Source organism: Compostibacillus humi (assembly GCF_014637175.1).
In the GTDB taxonomy this organism is placed as follows: Bacteria; Bacillota; Bacilli; order Bacillales; family Amphibacillaceae; genus Oceanobacillus; species Oceanobacillus humi.
On the sequence record NZ_BMEV01000026.1, the window covers coordinates 18,214 to 41,061 of the forward strand.

At 41.9% G+C, this 22,848-nt stretch carries 20 protein-coding genes and 2 riboswitches; all 20 genes read right to left on the minus strand.

Translation table 11 applies throughout. From position 1 onward, the window contains the following. Positions 1-5: 5 nt before the first annotated feature. On the minus strand, positions 6-1,013 hold the full coding sequence (locus IEV18_RS08325; RefSeq protein WP_188391927.1) for an ABC transporter substrate-binding protein: 1,008 nt from the start codon (positions 1,011-1,013) through the stop codon (positions 6-8). A gap of 100 nt (positions 1,014-1,113) precedes the next feature. Next, positions 1,114-1,223, minus strand: a riboswitch (TPP riboswitch). 83 nt (positions 1,224-1,306) lie between these two features. Beyond that, positions 1,307-1,447: a hypothetical protein gene (locus tag IEV18_RS08330; protein WP_188391949.1), complete on the minus strand. Its 141-nt coding sequence runs from the start codon at positions 1,445-1,447 to the stop codon at positions 1,307-1,309. Further along, a complete protein-coding gene (locus tag IEV18_RS08335; protein ID WP_188391928.1) occupies positions 1,401-1,598 on the minus strand; it encodes a 4Fe-4S cluster-binding domain-containing protein in 198 nt (65 codons plus the stop codon). Before IEV18_RS08335 ends, IEV18_RS08330 begins: the two co-directional genes overlap by 47 nt. A 305-nt stretch (positions 1,599-1,903) precedes the next feature. Beyond that, entirely contained in the window at positions 1,904-2,170 is a 267-nt protein-coding gene (locus IEV18_RS08340) for a BMC domain-containing protein (protein WP_188391929.1), read from the minus strand. Positions 2,171-2,305: 135 nt separating this feature from the next. Then, a complete protein-coding gene (locus IEV18_RS08345) occupies positions 2,306-2,596 on the minus strand; it encodes a BMC domain-containing protein (protein ID WP_188391930.1) in 291 nt (96 codons plus the stop codon). Between the two features lie 140 nt (positions 2,597-2,736). Beyond that, positions 2,737-3,030 (minus strand): hypothetical protein, encoded by a 294-nt coding sequence (locus tag IEV18_RS08350; protein WP_188391931.1) that lies wholly within the window; start codon positions 3,028-3,030, stop codon positions 2,737-2,739. A 12-nt stretch (positions 3,031-3,042) separates the two neighbouring features. Next, the gene (locus tag IEV18_RS08355; RefSeq protein WP_188391932.1) at positions 3,043-4,038 is read right to left on the minus strand and encodes a phosphotransferase enzyme family protein; all 996 of its coding nucleotides are present in this window, start codon (positions 4,036-4,038) and stop codon (positions 3,043-3,045) included. Positions 4,039-4,055: 17 nt separating this feature from the next. Continuing rightward, the gene (locus IEV18_RS08360) at positions 4,056-5,321 is read right to left on the minus strand and encodes a class-III pyridoxal-phosphate-dependent aminotransferase (RefSeq protein ID WP_188391933.1); all 1,266 of its coding nucleotides are present in this window, start codon (positions 5,319-5,321) and stop codon (positions 4,056-4,058) included. Between the two features lie 40 nt (positions 5,322-5,361). Next, positions 5,362-6,132 (minus strand): DeoR/GlpR family DNA-binding transcription regulator, encoded by a 771-nt coding sequence (locus tag IEV18_RS08365; protein WP_188391934.1) that lies wholly within the window; start codon positions 6,130-6,132, stop codon positions 5,362-5,364. A gap of 35 nt (positions 6,133-6,167) precedes the next feature. Beyond that, entirely contained in the window at positions 6,168-6,926 is a 759-nt protein-coding gene (gene fabG, locus IEV18_RS08370; RefSeq protein WP_188391935.1) for a 3-oxoacyl-ACP reductase FabG, read from the minus strand. 265 nt (positions 6,927-7,191) lie between these two features. Next, on the minus strand, positions 7,192-8,598 hold the full coding sequence (locus IEV18_RS08375; protein ID WP_188391936.1) for an APC family permease: 1,407 nt from the start codon (positions 8,596-8,598) through the stop codon (positions 7,192-7,194). Between the two features lie 88 nt (positions 8,599-8,686). Further along, positions 8,687-10,033, minus strand: a complete 1,347-nt coding sequence (locus IEV18_RS08380; protein WP_188391948.1) for an aminotransferase family protein — start codon at positions 10,031-10,033, stop codon at positions 8,687-8,689. Positions 10,034-10,343: 310 nt separating this feature from the next. Continuing rightward, positions 10,344-11,654, minus strand: coding sequence for a cation:dicarboxylate symporter family transporter (locus IEV18_RS08385; RefSeq protein WP_188391937.1), 1,311 nt, complete (start codon positions 11,652-11,654; stop codon positions 10,344-10,346). Between the two features lie 171 nt (positions 11,655-11,825). After that, positions 11,826-11,997, minus strand: a riboswitch (cyclic di-AMP (ydaO/yuaA leader). Positions 11,998-12,132: 135 nt separating this feature from the next. Then, positions 12,133-12,789 carry a LiaF transmembrane domain-containing protein gene (locus IEV18_RS08390; RefSeq protein WP_188391938.1) on the minus strand — a complete coding sequence of 219 codons (657 nt, stop codon included), beginning with the start codon at positions 12,787-12,789 and terminating at the stop codon, positions 12,133-12,135. Between the two features lie 108 nt (positions 12,790-12,897). Then, complete coding sequence (locus IEV18_RS08395; RefSeq protein ID WP_188391939.1) at positions 12,898-15,876, minus strand: type III restriction-modification system endonuclease; 2,979 nt, start codon at positions 15,874-15,876, stop codon at positions 12,898-12,900. Between the two features lie 12 nt (positions 15,877-15,888). Then, on the minus strand, positions 15,889-17,751 hold the full coding sequence (locus IEV18_RS08400; RefSeq protein WP_188391940.1) for a site-specific DNA-methyltransferase: 1,863 nt from the start codon (positions 17,749-17,751) through the stop codon (positions 15,889-15,891). Positions 17,752-17,784: 33 nt separating this feature from the next. Beyond that, the gene (locus tag IEV18_RS08405; RefSeq protein WP_188391941.1) at positions 17,785-19,641 is read right to left on the minus strand and encodes a site-specific DNA-methyltransferase; all 1,857 of its coding nucleotides are present in this window, start codon (positions 19,639-19,641) and stop codon (positions 17,785-17,787) included. A gap of 12 nt (positions 19,642-19,653) precedes the next feature. After that, on the minus strand, positions 19,654-21,627 hold the full coding sequence (locus tag IEV18_RS08410) for a site-specific DNA-methyltransferase (RefSeq protein WP_188391942.1): 1,974 nt from the start codon (positions 21,625-21,627) through the stop codon (positions 19,654-19,656). Positions 21,628-21,644: 17 nt separating this feature from the next. Continuing rightward, a complete protein-coding gene (locus IEV18_RS08415) occupies positions 21,645-22,214 on the minus strand; it encodes an O-acetyl-ADP-ribose deacetylase (RefSeq protein WP_188391943.1) in 570 nt (189 codons plus the stop codon). Between the two features lie 155 nt (positions 22,215-22,369). Continuing rightward, positions 22,370-22,561: a YppG family protein gene (locus IEV18_RS17580; RefSeq protein ID WP_188391944.1), complete on the minus strand. Its 192-nt coding sequence runs from the start codon at positions 22,559-22,561 to the stop codon at positions 22,370-22,372. Positions 22,562-22,848: the final 287 nt, after the last annotated feature.

Here is a 22,848-nt window from a genome sequence, read left to right on the forward strand (position 1 = left end):
GAAAATTATTCAGGCAAAAATTCATTTGTAAAGGCTTTTTCAGCATCAAGCTTTTCTTCTAATAACCCATTTTCATACATCCATTCGGCATAGTTTTCCCAAACTTCCAGCTTTTGCTCGCCCCAGCGCGGTGCATCATCCTTGTATTTCGGAGCGAGCCATTCCTGACTTGCCTTTACTAAGTCCGGATCTAAATCCGGTACCGCTTCAATTAAAATATTTGCTGCTTGTTCCGGCTCGTTTATCGCCAGTTCATAGCCTTTCGACACTGCCCGAAGGAATTTTTCAATCGTTTCCGGGTTTTCTTCAATCATCTTTTCATTAGTGGATAATACTGGAGTATAATAATCCAGTTTCTCGCTATAATCCGTCAAATACACGATGTTTAATTCTTCATTCCGGAGTTCCGCTTCCACTCCCGTCCATCCATAGTAAATCCAGGCAAAATCAATTCCTTGATGCATTGCGGTGAAAAAGTCGGTATCGCCAATGTTAACGATTTCTACTTTTTCTACGTCAGCATTTTCCTGCTGCATTAAAGAATCGAGCACGGCTTTTTCCAATGGAGCGCCCCATCCGCCATAGCTTTTTCCTTCAAAATCTTTCGGCGATGTAATGTCCTTCTCTTTGAGCGAAGCAAATCCGGAAGTATTATGTTGAATAATCGCAGCTATAGATACAATTGGTACTCCTTGAATACGGGCTTCCGTAATCCCTTCCTGGTAACTTACGCCAAAATCAGCCTGGCCAGAAGCAACCATTTGATCTGCTCCGGCTTCCCCAGGCATCACAATTTCCACATTTAGCCCTTCTTCTTCAAAGTATCCTTTATCCCTTGCAACATAAAGCCCGGTATGGTTCGTATTTGGTGTCCAATCTAAGACTACCGTAATATCCTCATTTTCTGTACCGTTTGCTTCTTCTGCTCCATTTTCTCCGCTGTTCTCACTGCTGTCATTCCCACATGCGCTAAGCAACATAACGAACAAAGCTATGAAAATAATTTTTTTCATCCTGTATTCTCCCCTTTAGTTTTTATTTGGGGCTTGAAACCTGTATGTATACACATATAATAAATGCCCCAGGCACAAGCCTAGGGCACATGAACACATTATAAACTATGTGTATGTTCCCTACGCTGGTCTTAGCCAGATCAGGTTCAAGGAGTCAGTATCTTACGGATACTATCTCAACCAGCAACACTGGTTCCCCCACACAACACAAGTATAACATATTTTTTTCCACCTGTACCATACACTTATCGAATTGCGTCGAAGCATTGCGGCTGCCTGGCACCGGGGTACTGCTACAGTTTCTTAAATAGCCGTTTCCATATATCCGACGGGACCATTCCATTTGCTTCTAACGTTCCGTCAGAGTTTATGTAAATTTCCAGCCGGTCAGGAATTTCGGCAAATTTCCCTTCCAAGTATCGGTACCGGTCCAACGGAAGTCACATTTCCTTTGTTTGGATTCCACGTCCATGGGACACCGCAGCCTTTACAATGGATAGGGCAGCCTTGCACCCATATGCAGGCTCTCAATCCAGGACCTTCCGAATTTGTAGATGGCAAAAAACGATGCATATTTACTTCCATTAATAGTCCACAATCCTTCCCGCATCAAACTCGGAATCCTGCCGATGTTGAGCTTCGGAGTCCGTCGCCCCCTCTTCCGCGACCCTATAAAAGGGCTTACTGTATATATGCTATTTTACTTGTTGGAGAAATTGATGTAATTCCTCCACTAATATTACATTCTGTAATGGTATGCATCTATTTGCGTTCCCTAAACGGAAGCGAACTTTCTTTATAAAAATGCATTGCGGAAAATTTTTCTCTTTTACTACGTTGATGAAGCAGTTCTTAGTTTAGCTCAAGGTTCTCCTTTTCGCAAGAACATGTTACTTTAACAATCCGGTTTCTTCCAGGACGGGACGATGCATTACCGTATAAGCGACGATATTCTCCTTCATTTTTGCCTGTTTAATTCCTTCGGTGATTGCCATTTGTACTGCTGCAGTTTCTCCTTCAATAATTATTGTTGTCAATGCCGAATCTCCGCTTGTCTTCATTTTTATCATTACCGGTGCACACTTTAACATGCGATCCGTAATTTCCAGAGATGCTGCCAGCCCTCTTGTTTCGATAAAGCCCCAGGCGTTCCCCATCCCCTATCCACCTTCTTTGCAAATATATCCATGATTCCAACGTACTGCATCAACAGGAAAATCTCCCAGCATCCTGGAGAAAACTTAAGAGCCCGCACTAATAGGTTGGCTGCCGTCTTTGTTAACCAATTTAGTTTAAACATCAAACTTTGGCATAATCAGGTTTAATTCTTGATGGGGCCGTGGAATGACATGGACTGAGAGCAGTTCTCCCACCCTTTGTGCTGCAGCACTTCCGGCATCGGTAGCTGCTTTTACTGCACCAACATCACCGGTAACTAATACCGTCACAATCCCCCCGCCGACATGAACTTTGCCTATAATATTCACGTTCGCTGCCTTCACCATCGCATCTGCCGCTTCTAAAGACGCAACAAGTCCGCGTGTTTCGATCATTCCCAGGGCCCCGTTTACTTCATTTGTCATTTTTCTTTCCCCCTACTTCTGTTGATTTGACCAGTTTTTCTATGAATCTCGTATCTTTGCCAAACCGCTACCGCAATATCTTACCTTAAGAACATTAACGCATTATCACAATTACCCTTGTACGCTTACTATTTATAATTCTAGTAATAGGAACGAAACGTCACTTTACTCTTTGTCTCGGTATTCAATCTGCTGCTTAATTGTTTCCATTTCCTTATTTCCTCTTCAGACAATGGCTCAAAACCAATCGTCTGTTGATTTGAGTCGTCCATGTACATTAAACTGTTCGTGATTCTTTCCCACTGCATTAACTCCTTATCGGTTAGCGGCACCCGTTCCCACTCTGTTTTTGAGCAGTCATAAATAGTTTTCTTTTCTTCTTCTAATTTGGCCATTACCAGTCTTGTAATCTTTTCTATTAAATGGGCATCCATGAAAACACCTGCCTAAAATTTTTCCAAATATGCCTTTGCTAACGGATCCGTATCGATCGAATATTGTGCTCCCATCGCCCTCGATGTTTCATTGTCCCGGCTGCCGATCCAGGATATTAATTGTAATCTCCGCATCATGATAAAAGTAGGGATTTCCTGCTCCTCTTCTTCCGATAACGGCCGGACTTTCCGATAGCCTTTCACCCATTTTTCGACTAATTCGGGTACATAGTCTTTATGCTCAATAAAACTTAAGGCCGTGGCAAGATCATATAAATACCAGCCGAATCCGCAATCATCGAAATCGATAATTTTTATAGTCTTTCCGTCAACGAGCAAATTAGCTAATCTTAAATCTCCATGAATCAATCCGTATCTTTCTGGCCCTTTGCCAAAAGCTTCCAATCTTTCTTCGATTTTGTCGGAAACTCGCTGAAGCAATTGTTTCCTTTCCGGGGTCAAGCCAACCCCATCCTGCCATCTGGCCCATTTTGGCTTTTCGCCAAGTATCGCGGCAAAATCCCAAGAAAGCCTTGGCAAACTGTTCAGCTCATCTCGATGGCTAATACTATGTTCGTGCAGCCGGGCCGTAATTTCTCCAAGGGTTTCGAACTGTTCAATTAACTCTTCTTCCTTATCTTCATCTGGAGCATCGCCTTCCAAAAACTCAAATACAGTACAGTAGTACATATTCCCTGCAAAATTTACTTCTTGAATCGCTTCTCCGTTATCTCCTTTTATAGATAAAGGAACGATAAGATCTGAGTTTTTTGCGATGGAATCCATCCAAATTAATTCACTTTCAATTTCTTTTTTCGTATGATATCCCGGCCTGCATACCCGCAAAATAAATTTTTCCTTTTGCTCTCTGTCATACACGAGATACGTTGCATTTTCCGAATAATTAAGAAGTTTTAGCGACGCAGGGGATAAAAATGAATAATATCGCAGCCCGATATTGGCAATATTCTGAAATTTATCCAGCTGTTCTTGCCATGGATTCACCATTTTTCTGCTCCTTTCTTTTAAATGTATTGGTAACTTACTTTTCTTGCCGCTTCCCGAATGCTCTCCTCACAGCGAGAAAGCAATTCGTCGCAGTAGGATTTATCACAAAGTAAACCTGGTTTAAATTGCAAAACTTTCGGATCGAGCATGGAATAAATCGCCCAAACTCCGTTCTTATACAGGGAACGCATAACAAATTTAGCACCTTCCGGATGGTTGAATTCCAGCCCCATGACAACCCCTAATTGGCGAATGCCGGTAAAAAAGTCAGGATACTTTTCTTTAATTTCTTCCAGGCCTGTCCGCAAATAACGAGCAACAAACTCTACATTTTGTCTTACTTCTTCGCGCTGGGAAATTTCCAGCACTTTCATCGCCACGATACATCCTAATTCGGAACCACCAAAAGTTGAGATATGAGCAAACCCGTCTTCGTTCATCCATGCTCCCGCTTCTTCGCTGACGACGGTAGCTGCAATCGGATAAATTCCTCCTCCAAACCCTTTTGACGTCACTAAAATATCCGGCTTTATACCATAATGTTCAAAGCCCCAAAGCTTGCCTGTACGCATCAGCCCTGTCTGAACTTCATCGGCAATATATAATGTCCCGTACATTTCGCACAATTTTTTTACATCGGATAAATATCCTTTTTCAGGCAATGGAAAACCATAAGTTGCCGGAACCGTTTCAATGACAACCGCAGCAACATCTTCCTCTCTTAATGCCTTCTCCATTGCTTCCAGATCATTAAAGGGGACGTGAACAAATTCTTCTTTACTCCCTTCGCTGAGGAACGGACGGGAATACCTTTCATTCCCTAGAGCAACGGCAATTCCGGAATGGCCATGATAGCCGTTAATAATGGAGACGACTTTTTTCCGTTTTGTCGCATATCTCGCACATTTAACGGCGACGTCAACCGCTTCACTTCCCCCGCTGGAAAAAATAGAGTATCGTAAGTTCTCCGGTGTAGAGCGGGCTAAATCTTCTGCAAGCTGGGCTCTTGTAATGGCAGGAAAATGATGATTGCCTATATCGAAATATTCCATCGCCTCCTTGAGGGCAGCGATCAGTTCCGGATTCCGATGACCTAAGTTATACGTTCCGCCATTCAAATGAACATCCATCAGTTTCTTCCCGTTCATATCGTAAAAATAATACCCGGACCGCTCGCCGATGACTAAATCAATGCCGTCTTCCTGCCATTGCCGTGTCTTTCCCGGATTCCACCATTTTATCGATTGTTCGAGAACTGTTTCTTTCCTTTTTCTTTTTAACATGAATTTCTCCTCACTTTACATCGTTCAATAATCATCCCATTTACTCGGCAATATACAATTGAATTCCCTTTTTTAACACGATGTTTCTCCATTCTTTTGGACAGTGTTTATCTGTGATCAGCTTCGTTGCATCGGTTAATTCACACATGTAAGAGAAAGCTGTTTCTCCGAATTTGCTATGATCCGCCAAAATGATGACCTCATCGGAACGTTCCATCATTTTCCTTGAAATGCTGGAACCGTTAATATCATAATCCGTCACACCGTTCACGTCGGAAATGCCTCCGGCAGCAATAAAAGCTTTATTTGCCTTTAATTGGCGAATCATGTTTTCTGACAGGGGACCGCTCGTATATTTTTGGTTATTGTCGATTTCTCCCCCGATAAAGATGATTTTTCCTGGAAAATGATCCAATGCTAAAAGAAGAACTGGAAGGGAAGGGGTAATGACAGTAATTTTCGGTTTATTGCCTAAAAAACGGACAATTTCCAATGGCGTTGTCCCATTGCCAATGAAAATAATGTCATCCTCTTGTACGAGTTCAGCAGCCTGTTTGCAAATTGCCCGCTTTTCCTTTGTATTCATCATTCTTTTCTCTTCAAAGGGCAACTCAAAGGTTTTTGCTTCAATTTTCACCGCTCCGCCATACACTTTCTTCAGTTGGCCTTCTTTATCGAGACGTTCCAAATCACGGCGAACCGTTTCGTCGGAAACTTGCAGTTCCTTTGCAATGGCTCGTACTTGAACCCTTCCTTCCTGTTTTAGCATTGCTAATATTTTTATTTTCCGTTTTTCAAAAGACAGCGACATAAACTAACCACCTAAAATAAAATGAGCATTACGAATTAATCTTCCGGCAAGGTTTGTCCTCCATCGACAATGATTGTTTGACCGGTAATAAAGCCTGCTTCTTTCGATGCAAGAAAGAGGGCGGCGTAGCCAATATCTTCCACCGTGCCTAATTTTTTCGTCGGAATGGCGTTTGCCATCGCTTGCAAGTAATCTTCTCCCATGCCTTCCAGTCCTTCAGTTAAAATATTGCCTGGCAATACTGCATTAACGGTTATCCCTTGATCGGCCAATTCCAATGCTGCCGAGCGCATAAAACCAAGCTGTGCTGCTTTGCTTGCGGCATAATGGGACCAGCCTGCATATCCGGTTACCGGACCGGTAATGGATGAAGTGATAATAATCCGCCCTGCATCAGCCTTCTTTAAATATGGAAGACTTGCCTTGACGGTATGATATGTTCCCTTTGTATTCGTATTAAGAACGTGATCCCATTTTTCATCCGTCATTTCCTCTAACGTTGCCGACGGAAATATCCCTGCATTGGCACAAACGACGTCAATTCCGCCAAATTGTTCCGCTATATTCTCCATCGCCCTTTCCATTGACGGCAAATCCGTTACATCTGCGGGAAATGCTTTTGCTTGTCCAGGAAAAGAGCTGATTTCTTCCGCACATTGCTCAGCCGTTTCTTTATTTCTCGCTATAATTGCTACATTCGCACCGGATTTGGCAAACACCCTTGCAATTCCTTTCCCGATACCGATACTTCCACCAGTAACGACAACCGTCCTTCCGTCAAAATTTTGAAACATCCACTCACATCCTTTTTGATTTTTTTCAATCCACAAAATTCAAATAGGCATCTTGTTTATTTCTGCCTGATGATTTGGATTTAATTGTTAGTACAATATATGGGAGGGATAATAGAATATGCTTATCAAGTAAACAAAAACGCAAACTTTTTCATCGTTTTATAGGGAGAGAAATAGGGCTAATCAAGAGGAAACGAGTATGGAGGCGAATGCAAAAGAAAAGCAGCCTAGCCTTTCGCTAAGCTGCTGCATGTCTATTTAACATTTATGCAATCCGGTCAATTTCCTTCTTCATATGTTCATCCGCATACGCTTTGCCATACTTCTTCATAGAATAGTTATAGAATAACGCGCCCAACAAGAACCAGAAACCGGCAATAATCCACTCAGGCAAAGTTAATGCGGAAGGCATTCCAGGAAAATATAGGAATGTTATCCCGATGGCTAAAATTGCAGCAATCCAGCCGAGGAGCGTTCCACCCGGAAGTTTAAACGGCCGTTCCATATCTGGTGCCTTTTTCCGCAAAATTATGAAGGAAACAGCTACCATTGTCCATCCAATTACAAGTCCGAGACCGCCGGAGTTAACGAACCAGACGAGGGCTGGCCGGCCTAATAACGGAGCTAACGTAGACAGTATGGCGATAAGGATAATTGCTCTATGGGGTGTCCGGTATTTCGGATGGAGCTCCCCTAAAAATTTTGGCAGCATTCCTGCCTTAGCCAGAGCATAAATAGCCCTGCTTCCGCCGACATAGAATCCAAGCCAGCTCGTTAAGATCCCGCCAATTCCTCCAAGTACAAGAACATTGGCCATGATTTGGCTTCCTCCAAAGGCTTTGCCCATCGCATCTGCGGTTACCAAGTTGGAAGCGCTTAACTCTGAAGGTGTCATCATTAAAGAAACTCCCAAAATAATCGAAACGTACCAAACAACTGCCAAAATGACAGAAAAGATAAGCAGCTGCCCAATCCGTCTTTTTGGCAAGTTAATTTCTTCTGATGCTTGCGGAATGACGTCAAATCCAACAAACATAAACGGAGTCATAATAACAACGGTTAACAGTCCTGCCATTCCATTTTCAAAAAGAGGCTGCATATTTTCCGATGAACCGGAGATGGTCGTACCTGTAATTAATAATATACCTGCAACAATAATTAGTAATGTTAAAATTATGTTGATAACGGATGTCAATTTGATTCCGCGGTAGTTAATCCAGGCAATAATGATTGAACCGATAATACCGGTTCCAGCCCAGGTAATCGTGACGTCCCAGCCTTGAATCGTGTACAAGTAGCCTTGGCTGAAATTCGGAACTAAATATTCAAATACCGTCGGCAGCGCAACGGCTTCAAATGCGACAACGGATACATAGCCAAAAATAATCGCCCACGTCGTAATAAAGGAAACAACTCTTCCCATTGCCTTATATGTATAGACAAACTCTCCGCCGACAAGGGGCATGGCTGCAGCCAATTCAGAATAAGTTAAACCGACAAACACAACTAAAATGCCGCCTATTAAGAAAGCTAAGATAGCTCCTAGCGAACCGGCTTCCGTAATCCAAATGCCGGTAGTAACTACCCAGCCCCAGCCGATCATTGCCCCAAAGGCTAAAGCTAGGACGTCTTTGTTCCCAAGGACTTTCAGTAAATTTTGGTCTTTGTTCATCACTTTTCCTCCTTTTTTAAAAATTCCGTCTATTTTAGGGACAGGAATCCAATCAGTATCCATTTGCTGATTGGATTCCTAACTTTTGCTACTGCAGAACGCGGGACAAGCTCTCCCTGACTTCTTTTATTGCGTCATGGAGCCGTTCTACCATTGTATTTACTTGTTCTTCATTCATGATTAATGGCGGAGCAAAGCAAATAATATCTGTTCCTTCATACGTAACGGCCCGGCAAATTACTCCCCGCTGATGGAGCGCTTCAATAACTTTTGGTGCAACTTGCAGCTCAGGTGCAAACCGTTTATTTGTTTCCGGATCCGCAACAAGCTCTACCGCTCCAAGCAGCCCTAATGCCCTTACCTCACCGACGATGTCCAATTCTTTTTTGATTTTCTTAAACCCTTCCAGCATTACTTCGCCCATTTTTCTTGAGTTTTCGACGAGGCCCTCTTTTTCCATAATTTCTATATTCTTAAGTCCTACCGCTGTTGCTGTCGGATGGCCGCTATAAGTATACCCGTGGAAAAGGGTTCCTTTTGATTTTTCTTTTAACACGTTATGGATTTCGTCAGACACAATTACGCCGCCAAGCTGGATATAGCCGCTCGTTACTCCTTTTGCAAAGGAAATGACATCTGGTGTGACCCCAAAGTTTTCTATACCAAACCATTTGCCTGTTCGTCCAAACCCGGTGATTACCTCGTCGGCAATGTATAAAATTCCGTATTCGTCACAAATGGCTCGTACTTCCTGCAAATATTCTTTTGGCGGAATCAGCACACCGCCCGCTCCTTGAATTGGCTCGGCGATAAAGGCAGCAACTGTTTCCGGTCCTTCCCTTTCAATGACAGCCCGCAAAGAAGCAATCGCTTTCTCTTTCCCGTTGCCATAAGGATTATCCGCATGATATATGTCTACCATCATTTTTCCTGCCATATTCCAAAATTCCGGAATACCGGTCGCACTGGTAGAAGCAGCTGCAACCCCGTGATACGCCCGGCCAAGACCGATTATTTTCCGTTTTTCTGGTTTTCCTTGAATTCTCCAATAGTGTCTCACCAGCTTAATCGCTGTATCATTTGACTCAGACCCGCCAGAAGTAAAGAAGACGGCATTTAACCCTTCTGGAGCAAGGGAAGCAATTTTCTCTGCTAACAGAATCGCCGGTTTATGACTGAAAGTAGAGAATGTCGAGCTAAAGGCAAGTTTTTTCATTTGTTCTGCAGCTACTTCAGCAAGTTCTTCCCGGCCATGGCCGATATTGACGTTCCAAAGGGAGGACATAGCATCGATGTAAACGTTTCCATTTGTATCAGTAAGATAGATGCCTTCCCCTTTTTCAACAATCATTTTTGGACCTTGTTCCTGCTGCTGCTGAATCGATGAAGTCGGGTGGATAAAATGTTTTTTGTCCAGTTCAATAAGCTTTTCCATGTTCATTTCCAATACCTCCTGTTTGAAATAAATTAAAAAACCAGCACAACTACCAGGAGAAGCCATTAGCATACAGGGAATAAATCTCCTGGCATTTATACTGGTTTTAATCTAAGAACTTGCTCTACTTCATCAATAGAGTCAATTAGATTAAGCAGCTTTTCCAATATTTAATTATTTATAATTTAACGAAAATTGAAAGTTATGTCAAGGTAAATTTTAAATTTTAAGCATAGTTTTTAATCATTTAAAACGGTAATATACTACTAAAATAAAAAGCACATTCCTGTGACAGAAATGTGCTTTCACACTATGATAATGTTTCATATTGTTTTTCCATCTGTTTCTCGTAGACGGGTTCAATGACAAGTTGTTTACCGTCATTTTCAGCTGGAGGCTGAAACTGTCCTTCCCATTTGGCAATAATGATGGCAGCTAAGGAGTTGCCGACTACGTTTACAGCCGTCCGCCCCATATCGAGAATCCGGTCAATTCCGGCGATAAATGCCAGCCCCGCAGCAGGAAGTCCAATCGTGCTAAACGTAGCCAGCAGGACGACAAAGGATACACCTGGAACTCCTGCCATTCCTTTTGATGTCACCATTAATACTAGCATAAGCATAATCTGCTGCCCGATGCTCAAATCGATGCCATACATTTGTGCAACGAACATGGCGGCAATTGCCTGATAAAGAATTGAACCGTCCAAATTAAAGGAATAGCCCGTTGGAATAACAAAGGATGCAATATGTTTCGGGCTGCCTGCTTTTTCCATTTTGTCCATAATTCTTGGAAGGACTGTTTCCGAGCTGGAAGTGGAAAAAGCTAAAATTAACTCCTCTTTAATCATCTTTAATAATTTAAAAATGCTGAAACCGACGAGCTTGGCCGTTAAGCCTAATACGACAATTACAAAGAAAACCATCGTTCCGTAAACGGTTATTGCCAGTTTCCCAAGCGGAATAAGCGATTCAAAACCATACTTGGAAATCGTCACACCGATTAATGCAAATACTCCTATCGGTGCATATTTCATAAATAAATTTGTCACGTAAAACATGGCATTTGCCATACCTTCGAAAAACCTTAAAATCGTTTTTCCCTTTTCTCCAATGGCTGCGATTCCGAGACCGAATACGACAGCAAAGAAAATAATCGACAGCATGTCCCCTTCTACCATCGCTTGCAATGGATTCGTCGGAACGATATGAAGAAGTGTATCGACTAATGTTTTTCCTTCCTGTTCTTCATTCGTTTCAACGTAAGTAGAAATATCGCTTTGCTGAAGCTCGTCCATATTTAAACCAGCGCCAGGCTGAAAAACATTTGCCGAAACCAACCCGACAAATACGGCAACCATCGTCATGCCAATAAAATAGGATAACGATTTTCCGCCTAACTTGCCGACAGATTTCAGATCGCCGACGCCGGCAATGGCAACAATGATACTAGAAAGGACAATTGGCACAACAATCATTTTAATTAAGCGGATAAACAAGTCCCCAAACGGCTGTAAAACACTTTGAGCCGTTTCATTTCCGTAGAATATACCGCCGACGATAATACCTAAAATTAAACCGATAAAGATTTGGCTAGCCAAACTTAACTTAAATCTTTTCATCTTATTTCCTCACCTTCTGATGAAAATTTTTTATGCAGTTCTCAGGCAAGGGAAACATGAAGAATATTTTGGCCAATAGAAAACTAAGGCTAGCCTTTCATGACAAATGCCTTAGTTTTGGACTGAGTTGTTTCTTTTGAAACTGCTCTCACTATATTTGCTTTTATTCTCCGTTTCCACTTCAATAGCTTACGAGGTTAGCTTTCAGGTTAGGACTATGGGAAACTAAACAGCCCCTTCTATTACGAATTCACCTATAGCGGAAATATCCGCATCAACCTTGGGTCCCCCGCTCTTTATATATAAGGCTTTACAGCCAAAAAAGATTCAGCAAGCAGCTTTTTCATTTTATCATTTAACGACATATTTGTAAATATTTTATTATTTACCTCTGTAATATAAAAAATAATAAGCAGTTCCTATGGAAATATGGAACTGCTTAAAATGCAAATGCCTTTTTATCTGCTATTAGAAATTGCTAATTTTTAATCTCTGCCCCGCCAAAAATAGTAAGACAATTAATTTTTAGCACGGGAATCTCCCCGTCATTACTTGAGATTTCGGTACTATCTTCCCACCCGCCAAAAATGGGAGTGCCCATTATTTCGACGCGAACATTTTTGGGAACACGTACCGTAACCCCGCCAAAGATGATTGAAACATCCAGCACTGCACCTTCAGCAATCACCGCATCTCGCAGGTCAATCTCTGCATGGCCGAATACAGCCGTCACATTACCCCCTGGAAAGGGCTGGGAATAACTTTTTACATCCGTTCCAGAAAAGAGGACAAAAGAGTTTAATTTCCCCTTCCGATGGGTTGACGGCTTTTGTTTTACCCGCGTCAATATTAATGAAAATCCGAAAACAATGAAAATAATCGGCCAGAAATAGGCAATCAAATTCATGTTAAACCATTGTTGTGCAAAGAAGAATAGGCCAATTAACACAAAGATGACTCCGGTAATCGCAGATAATGATGTGCGATGATTAAACTGGATAACGCCAATTATAATGAAGATTACCGGCCACCAGTTCGACAAAACTTGCCCAAGATGAATGATTTCCATTTGATGTAAAAGCAAACCGATTCCAAAGAACAGGAAAATCAGTCCTAACCATATTCTTCCAGCCATGGACATCCCCCCTAGCAACAATGTATGTCACAAGGGGGGAATTCATGATATGAATTATTCACTTAAGTGAAATAAGCCGGATAGCAGAACAGAGTTTGATTGGAAGGATTAATAGACTTCCTCTTTTAATTTCTCAAAAGAATTGGCGAGTTTATATTTTGCCTTTGTGTTCAATGCTTCAAAATGCTTCTTGCCGCATTCAATCTTATCCTGCTCCACTTCCCGAAGGTCTTCCTTGTCTGTGCTGCCTTTCGTTTCCACAACAAAATATAATTTCTCTTCGTTGTCTTTTTTCATTAAAATAGCCCAATCCGGATTGTAATTGCCAAGAGGTGTATCGATAGAGAAAGAAGACGGGAGCTTCACAAATAATTTCACATCTTCGTCGTTATTCAGTTTCTCAGCAAATTCCCTCTCTACCTTTGAATCGTAACGGATATGATCAAAGACAGATTTTTCTTCGGATACTTTCACGGCGTTCGCCTTCATATAACCGACAAGCTCTTCCTGTTCAAACAGAGACTGTTCATAATATTCGTGGTCACCAATTCGTTCATATTTTATTCCATCGACAATAAGTTTCCGCTTCTCCCGGTTAATGATTTTCATTACTTCTTCCATAAACCGCTGCGGATTTTTCTTGAAATCGTCCAGCCGCTTGGAACCGATCAGAATTTCCACAAGAGTGCGGCGTTTTAATTTCGTATGGTCTTGCAAATAGCGTAATATATCCGGCAGTCTGCTTTGCTCCTCTTCCACTTCATGGGTGCGGAACGTCTTACCTTCTCCGGTGACACCGGAACGGTCCATTTTTACTAACGCATTTTCCCGCACAACCCTTCTTGGCTTAAAAGGCGGCAATTGTTGAATGCCTTTAATTGATCGCTTAATCAGCGTTTCGCTATCCAGCTCGACTGAATACGTCGTTTTAAACTTAATTTGGTTCCATAACTGTTCAAATTCTGGACTTAAAAGCACTTGTTTATTAAGTTTGACATGAACTTTATCCTTTTTATTAAACACGGGCAGTTTCTTGATGACCCGCTTAATAAAGCTTTCAATTTCCTTTTGCTCTTCAGCAAAATCTTCCGGAAGTACCAGTTTATTTTCAGCGATTGCTTCCTTCAGCTTTTCCGCTACTTTCCCGGTTCCGTCAATATATTTTTCCTCTTTCAAGAATTGGAACAACTGTGCTGATTTTTCGTATCCGATATCTTGATCTTCATCGGTGTCTTGCCAAATTTCTGCAAAGAAATGTTCTTCCAGATAACCGAATTTAACTCCGGTTTCTTCTTCCATTTCCGATTGCAGTGTTGCGGCAAATTCTTCATAAGATTCGTTGGCTACGACGGTAAGTATGTTCACATTTTCATCATAAACCCGCTTTCCTTTCTGGTTTACCGCAAGGCGCAGGCCCCGGCCAATTTTTTGCCGTTTTGTTAAAATATCTTTCGTCTCAACCAAGGTACAAATTTGGAAGACGTTCGGATTATCCCATCCTTCTTTCAATGCGGAATGGGAGAATATAAAGCGCAGCGGATGAGAAAAGCTGAGCAGCTTTTCCTTTTCCTGCATAATCAGCTTAAAGGTAGATTCGTCATCTTTCGTTGAACGCAGTCGGCCGTCTTTTGTCACCCGGCTATCTTTAAACTTCCCTTTTCTATCCTTTGCAAAATAGCCGTCGTGCACTGTCTCCGCATTTTGTTCGCCGATATAGGAAACTTCCAGCAATGGCCGATATTTCTCCAGTTTGATGAGCTTGTCATATTCCTCCTCAAACATGAGAGCGTATTTCCCTTTTTGCCAGTCTCCTTCTTTCGGATAAATACGGTAGTTTTCCACTTTGTCGATGAAGAACAACGTTAATACTTTAATGCCTAAAGGAATGAGTTTCAGTTCTTTGTCCAAATGGGTGCGGATTGCTTCCCGGATTTGCACCCGTTTTAATGTGTCGTCATCCATGCCTCCGATCACGTCCCCAACGTGAAGGATTCTTCCGCTTTCAAATTCAATCGATTCGTTGCCCGGAGTAGCGTCAATCCCTGCAATTACATAGCCGCGATAAATATCCCTTCCGCCCGAAAGCTCATATAAATCATTATTCCGTCGCGGGTCAGCCTGCTTTTTCACCCGTTTCACAATGCCGTTTTTCTTTTTTTCATCCAGCTCAATCGTAGCTTTATAGCCGTTTTTACTCGTCACCTTAATCAATTTAATATACGGATCATTAAAGTTTTCTTCCGACTGAATCGATAAAACTTCAATTTTTTTCACCAATTTCTTTTCGTAAGCATCTACCGGATCCAATTTATACATTAAGTTATAATGCTCTCGGTGGGTGGCCGAATAGCGCAATTTGCACATCGGGTTTAAAGAAGCGATCGCTTCCTTTGCCTTTTCCGTATTGTCGACGCTTTGGGGTTCGTCGATGATAACGATTGGATTCGTATCCTGAATGAATTCTATCGGCTTTTTTCCATTGAGGGAATCCCTTTCCCGGTGAATTAAATTGGCTTTGCTTTCCTTTTCCGGATCTTCAAAGCTTTTCCGGAATGCGTCAATATTAATAATCATAACTTCAATATTCGTGCTTGTAGCAAAATCCCGCACCTGTTCAAGTTTCGATGAATCATACTTAAAGAAATGACAATATTGGCCAGGGAATTCCTCTTGAAAATGGGTTTCGGTCATCTGCAGCGATTTATAAACCCCTTCCCGAATGGCAACACTTGGCACGACAATAATAAATTTGGAAAAACCGTATTGTTTGTTCAATTCAAAAATAGTCCTCGTATAGACGTATGTTTTTCCCGTTCCTGTTTCCATTTCTACAGTGAAATTACGATCCTGAATATCTGTCGATTTTGGCAAATGATGGCGCATTTGAATCTTTTGCACATTTTCCAGCAGTTCTTCATCCGTCAATTCCAGCTTGTTTCCGATACCGGTTTCCGTCACTTCCTGGCCGATAATTTCTCCCATGCTGACAGAAAAACGGGATACACGCTTCGCCTGCCCTTCAAAAATATCGGTGATGGCTTTGACCGCATCAAGCTGATACTGCATTTCATCGAATTCAATTTTCATTTTCTTTCCCCCTTAGATGACGCGTATATCCGTAACTCCATATTGTTTAAACAGCTGCTCTGCATTTAGTTTTTCCGTATCATTGAGGAAGCCTTCATCAAAAAAGACGGCCCGCTTCAAGTCCGGGAATTCCTTCAGCAATGCCTCGATAAAAGATAAGTTTAAATTCCGGTCAAAACAAAGCAAGAAAGTCCCGTTCTCTAACACATACACATTCTTGTTTTCCAGCTGTTTCTTTTCGATTGGAGCTGTAATGTCGATTCCATATTTCAGCAAAATTTCATAAACAATATCCTCCTCGGTCCGCCCTTCCTTTAACGGATTCAAATACTCAAGCAGCTGCTCTTCCAGTTCTTCTGCCCGGTCATCCCATTTTTTCAAATTGCTGTCGTCCAGCTGAAACACTTTAAACCCGATATCGTAATTTGTTTTTTCCTCCAGCAATTGTTTTCTTGCCCGGCGGAGCCGCTCCTTGCCAATGTCGGAAATCGTTTTAAAGCCGAGCTTATACCCTTCTGACTTCTCCTCCAGCGGTTCCGGTAGCTGAACTAAAATAAACCGATAATCTTTTCCGAATTCTTGATTTAATTTCCACACCGCTTCTCCGGTCGTTCCGGAACCGGAGAAGAAATCGAGGATTATTGCTTCTTCATCGTTATAAAGCAGGGACTGCAGAAGGCGGCGAATCAGCTTTTCCGGTTTGGAATAGTCAAAGATTTTCCTGCCGAACAGCTGAATCATCTCTTTATCCGCGTCTTCATAGGTCGGGAAACCGTAACCATGGATGGAAAATAGATTTTTGATTTTCTTGATCTCCCCGCCAGTCTTTATATGATTTGGGCGGAAAGGTACTTTGCTGATGACAATTTCCTCTTTATTGGCAATAATTTCATCCAGTTTTTCCTGGGAATAACGCCACTCCCCTTTAAGCCGAAAAGAATTGGCATTTTTTCCGTCTTTAATGGTGACATCATCCAACAGCTCGGTAATAATATTCCCGCCGGACATATCTTGCGCCGGTATTGTTCCGTCCTCCATCTGAAAGGAAACCGAACCTTCGGGAAAGGTAAGAATCCGGACCCCGTTTCCCGCATTATTAAACGGATATTTTTTTCCTTTTTCCGTCCGTTCAATGGAAAGCGCGTGGGTCTTTTCATTGTTTTTAGAATAAGTGACAATATATTCGGTCACTCCGCCGACGTTCCGGTCAAGGAAAGACGGCTTTTTCTTTTTCTCCCAAATAAATGTGGTGACAAAATTGTCTTCGCCAAAAATTTCATCACACATTTTTTTCAGATTATACAGTTCTTTATCACTGATGCTAATAAAAATCATCCCGTCATCGGTGAGCAAATTTCTCGCCAATTTCAGTCTCGGATACATAAAGTTTAGCCAGTTCGTATGATACCTGCCGGACGTCTCCGCATTAGATTTCATCTTTTCCTGAATCTTTTCTTTATAATTTTTGACATTGTCTTCAAAATCGTCCTCATAAATAAAATCCATGCCGGTATTATATGGCGGATCGATATAAATCGCCTTAATCTTATTGCGGTAAGGCGTTTGCAGGAGACGCAAAACTTCCAGGTTATCCCCTTCAATATACAAGTTCTTCGTCTTTTCCCAATCAACACTTTCTTCTTTGCACGGCCTTAACGTGGCAGTAGACTGCTTTTGGGCAAGCTGCATCGCCTCGGTCTTCCCATGCCACGTAAAATCGTACTTTTCCGCTTCCGCTTCAATGTGCTTTCCCAAAACGAGCAGCAATTTTTCCGGGTCAATTTTTCCTTCCGAAAATACTTCCGGAAACCATTGTTTCATCTTCCTGATATTTTCTTCTACGATATTCGCTGTTTTTCCGTCTATCCGTTCCATTCGTCCGTTCCTCTCCAGACTATTGAAGTCTTTTTATATGACATGAATATTCGTAATTCCGTATTGTTTTAGCAGTTGTTCCACGTTTAAACGCATAGTGTCATCATGGAACCCTTCATCAAAAAATACGATAATTCTACAATGGTGATGTTCTTGCGCCAGGTGTTCCACAAAATTCTGCTGAATATCCTTGTCCAGGGCGATAAGAATTTCTCCGTGGCCGACAGAATAATAATTTTTCTTCTCCCACGTTTTCTTTTCCACCGGAACTGTCAGTTCCAGCCCATATTTAAGCAGGATTTCATACACCACATCTTCTTCGTTTCTTCCGTCTTTTAATGGCTGGATTTGGTCGAGCAAGGAAGCTTCCAAATCTTCTTCCTGTTCGTCCCACTGTTTTATATTCGTCGTGTCCAGATGAAATACTTTAAAGCCGATGTCGATCGGATAATCGGTTTTTTCTTTCAGCTGCGCTCCTGCCCGGCGAAGCCGTTCTTTTCCGATTTCCGTAATTTTTTTATATCCTGCCCGAAAGGCTTCGGATTTTTGATTTGTTTCTTCTGGAAGCTGGACAAGGATAAATTTCCGTTTCCCACCATCTTCCGCATTTAATTCCATCACCGCATGCCCTGTCGTAGCCGATCCGGAAAAGAAATCCATAATATAATCTTCCGGACCAGCCGCCATATTAATTAAATATTTAATCAAGGATGTCGGTTTCGGGTACAATCCGTCGGAAAAATTCGGACCCATAATCCGGTCCAGTTCATCGGAGGCATTTTCATTCGTTCCGACATTGAAGGAAGCGTCGATGATGTTCCACGGCTTTTCCGGCTCGTATTCATCCTTTTCGTAAGAAGGGGAAAAAGCAGCGGTTTTAATGTACACTTTTACTCCCGCTTTAATTTGTTCGTCCAAATAATTTTGGCTCCACTTAAATTTCCCCCGAAGATAAACATCTTTAATAAATTTGCCGTCCTTCACTTCCGTATCCGCAAGCAATTCAATATCGTAGGCACTGGTGCCATATTTCCCCGCCGGATATACGCCGTCTTTTAAAGAGGTTTCCGTTATATATTTCGGAAAAATAAGTTCGCTTACCCGGTTCGTCTGGTTCATCAGACCATTGGTGCTTTTGCTGAATTTCGTCAGTCCTTTTAATTCTTTCGCATCTCTCTTTTGATATAAAAGAATGTATTCCAGCGACTTTTTTGTTTTATTCGACAGGTTGGCCGGCGTGGACGTTTTTTTCCAGCTGAACATTTCGATGAAATTATTTTCCCCGAATATTTCATCACAAATTTTTTTTAAATTAAACACTTCATGGTCATCGATACTAATAAAGATGACGCCGTCATCGGTGAGAAAGCTTTTCGCAAGCATCAGCCGCGGGTACATCATGTTGAGCCAATCCGTATGATATCTTCCGCTCGTCTCCGCATTGGATTTATAGCTTTCCTTCAGCCGTTCCTTATAGTTTTCTACGTTATCATGAAAATTATCTTTATAGACAAAATCCTTCCCTGTATTGTAAGGCGGATCAATATAGATGACTTTTATCTTATTGCGATAACTTTGCTGCAAGACCCGCAGCACTTCCAGATTGTCCCCTTCAATGTATAAATGATTCGTGGAATCCCAATTGACGCTCTCTTCTTTCACTGGGCGTAACGTGCCAGTCGTCTGCTTTTGTGCCAGCTGAATGGCTTCCTTCTTTCCCTTCCAGCGGAATTCAAATTTTTCCTCCTCGGATGCCCGGTCCTCACCGATCGCCAAAAGGAGCCGCTCTACATTAATCTTTCCTTCCGATACCGCTTCCGGAAACAGTTCCATCAGCTGCCTTTTTTTTTCCTCAGTAAGGTTATACGTTTTTCCGTCTATTTTTTCCATCTTTCCAGCTCCTTAAATAACTAGCAGTTGTTTAGCTCCATGTCGATGAAATAGCTGTTCCCCATTTATCCGGACCGTATCGTTTGCAAATCCTTCATCATAAAAAATAAACCGTTTTCGGTCTGGATAGTGATGGAGCAATTTTTCCATAAAATCTAATGTCAGATCCCGTTCCAGGCAAATAACGATATCTTGCCCGACGGAGTAAATCCTCTTTCCGTCCATCTCCTTTTCACCAATCGGTACTGTTAGTTCTATTCCTGTCTTAAGTAAAATCTCAAATAATACATCATCACTCGTCCGATTGTTTTTTACGATTTCCAGCTGCTGCCATAAGTCCCGTTCCACATTTTCCGTCTCCTCGTCCCAATGATGGAAGTTGGTAGAATCCAGGAAAAACACTTTAAAACCGAGGTCGGCTTTCCCTTCGGATGCTTCGCCAAAGTTTTTCAGCAGCTGTTTTCTAGCCCGGCGAATCCTTTCTTTGCCGATTTCACAAATATTGAGCGGTCTGCCAAGCTTTTTCAGAAGCTGGACCGCATCCTTTTGCTTGCTGTCCTTTTCATCCAGTTCTTCCGGCAATTGGACAAGGATAAATTTCCGTTTCGTTTCTTCCTCCATATTTAATTCCATTACGGCATGGGCCGTTGTTGCCGATCCGGAGAAGAAGTCAAGAACATAATCGTTTGGTTTCGTCGTCATTTTAATTAGCTGTTTAATGAGGCGCACAGGCTTTTTCCCGTTCTCGAACTTCATATCTCCTTCTTTGGAGACGTTCCCCATATCTTTATAAAATTCTTTCCACCAATCCCCGCGAATCTTTCTTAACCCATAGCTCTGATTGAAGTCATCACAATAACCGAAGGAATCTTTCAGCAGCAGCAACTGTTCAATTCGACCTTGTTTATTGCAAAGAAGATACGTTTTTCCGTCCCGGGTCACTTCCCGGATTTCTCCTTCCGGCACATCTTCTGACGTAAACCCTGTTACTTTATCAAAACGGAAAATCCGCCCCTTATAATCATCTATAAACTTTCGGAAAAGGATGGAGTAGTCATACATATCTTGCAGATTCAACCGTTTGTTTAACTGCTTGCTTAAAGCTTCAATTTCTTTCTCAATCGCCGGTTCTTTTTTGAACATGTACGGCACAAGGTTTTCGATTTCTCCGTCTTCCGTTAATATTTTGGAGTAGTGGGTATCGTATTTTTCCCGGTAATCGTAAAGGATCGTTTCAGCTATATCCTTCCTACCGTTTTTTGAATAGACGAGAATATACTCGGTATTTTTGACGATATTGCCCTTTTGCGCTGCTTTCACTTTCATCCCCTGGGTTGCAGACATTTCCACGTGTAAGGTTGTGACGAAACATTCTTCGCCAAATATTTCATCACAAATTTTTCGTAAATTTGGCTGTTCATTGTCGTCGATGCTAATAAACATGACTCCGTCTTCCGTCAGCAAATTTTTTGCCAATTTAATTCTCGGATACATCATGTTCAGCCAGTCGGTGTGGAAACGGCCGCTCGTTTCCGCATTTGATTTATAGCTTTCTTGCATTTTTTCTTTATAGTTGGAAATGTTATCGCGGAAATCGTCCCGGTAAATAAAGTCGTTCCCTGTGTTATAGGGCGGGTCAATGTAGATCATTTTAATTTTGTTTCGGTATGACGTTTGCAGCACCCGGAGCACTTCTAAATTATCGCCTTCTATGTATAAATTTTCCGTCCGATCCCAATCAACGCTGTCACCTTTTTTCGGTCTGAGGGTACCGGTTGTTTGCTTTTGTGCCAACCGGATTGCTTCTGTTTTCCCCTTCCATGTAAACTCATACCGTTCCTCTTCTGTTTCTACCTCATCCCCTAAAAGCAGACGCAGTTTCGCAAAATCTATTTTGTTTTCTGTTACCGCTTCAGGAAAAAGCTTTTTCAGTTGCTTAATATTTTCTTCGATGAAAGGATAAGTTTTTCCGTCTATTTTTGCCATTCTAGTTAAAACCCCTTTTACTTATTCATTTTCTCTTCCTGAAGCAATCGCTCCAGCGCTGCTTTATAAACGTCATAATCCCCTTCAGAAAATAAGGTCATGACAACTTTTCCGAAAGATTCACGCTTTAAAAATTCGATGATTGTTGTTAGCGCAACGACGGAGGCCAGCTTGACCGGGTAACGATATACGCCGGTAGAAATGGACGGAAAAGAAATGCTCGTAATTCCTCGTTCCTTCGCCAGCTGTAACGCATTGTCATAACAATTTCGCAGTTTCATTTCCTCCGTTTCAGACTTTCCCGTCCAAATCGGTCCGACTGTGTGGATGACATATTTTGCCGGCAAGTTATAACCTTTCGTGATGACGGCCTCCCCAGTAGGCAAATAATCTCCATGAAGTTTTTCTTTCCGAATCATCTTACATTCTTCCAAAAGTTCCTCACCGGCTGCCCGATGAATCGCTCCATCGACCCCGCCACCGCCCATTAACGTCCCATTGGCGGCATTTACAATCGCTTCCGTTGTCTCTTTCGTAATATCGCCAACCTTCAACTCAAGCGTATTCCCATTGATTTCTGCCTTCATATTTATCCTCCTATTTTTCCGTTCATCTATACAAAATATCTTCTCTTTCCATTATACATAGGTTTCTATTGTTTACATGTCTCGGACACTTTTTTGTTCGATTTTGCCGAAAAAAGAAAAAAGCCGGCAAAAGATGCCAGCAGAAATGCAAATTTTTATTTCTTCCATTCGGATAATATAGGTCGAATCTGTTTTACGATTCCATTAACTTGATCAATCGTTTTTAATATTTTTCCCATATCCCATTCTCCGTTCGCATTTTGAAACGGTGTAAAAAATGTTTCTGCCGGATGTGTTCTGCGTGGAGACCGTGAGGGAAAAAGCGGATGTGGCCGATGGGGAAACACGCACGATCCCTCCTTTCCGTAAATCCTCAACAATTGACGCTGCAAAGGTTCTAAAGTATTGTTTTCGTGCTCTTATCTGCATTTATTTTATGTACTTGCTAAATCATTCGTAATGGATAAATGGCGGGGTTCATAAAAATTGCTTTTCAGATTTCCTAGGACATCCGCTGATTGTAATTGAGATAGGGGGAGGTGACTAACCTCCGTCCCTCTCACACCACCGTACGTACGGTTCCGTATACGGCGGTTCCAGATTATGTATGACGCAAAATTTCATATCTAGCGGA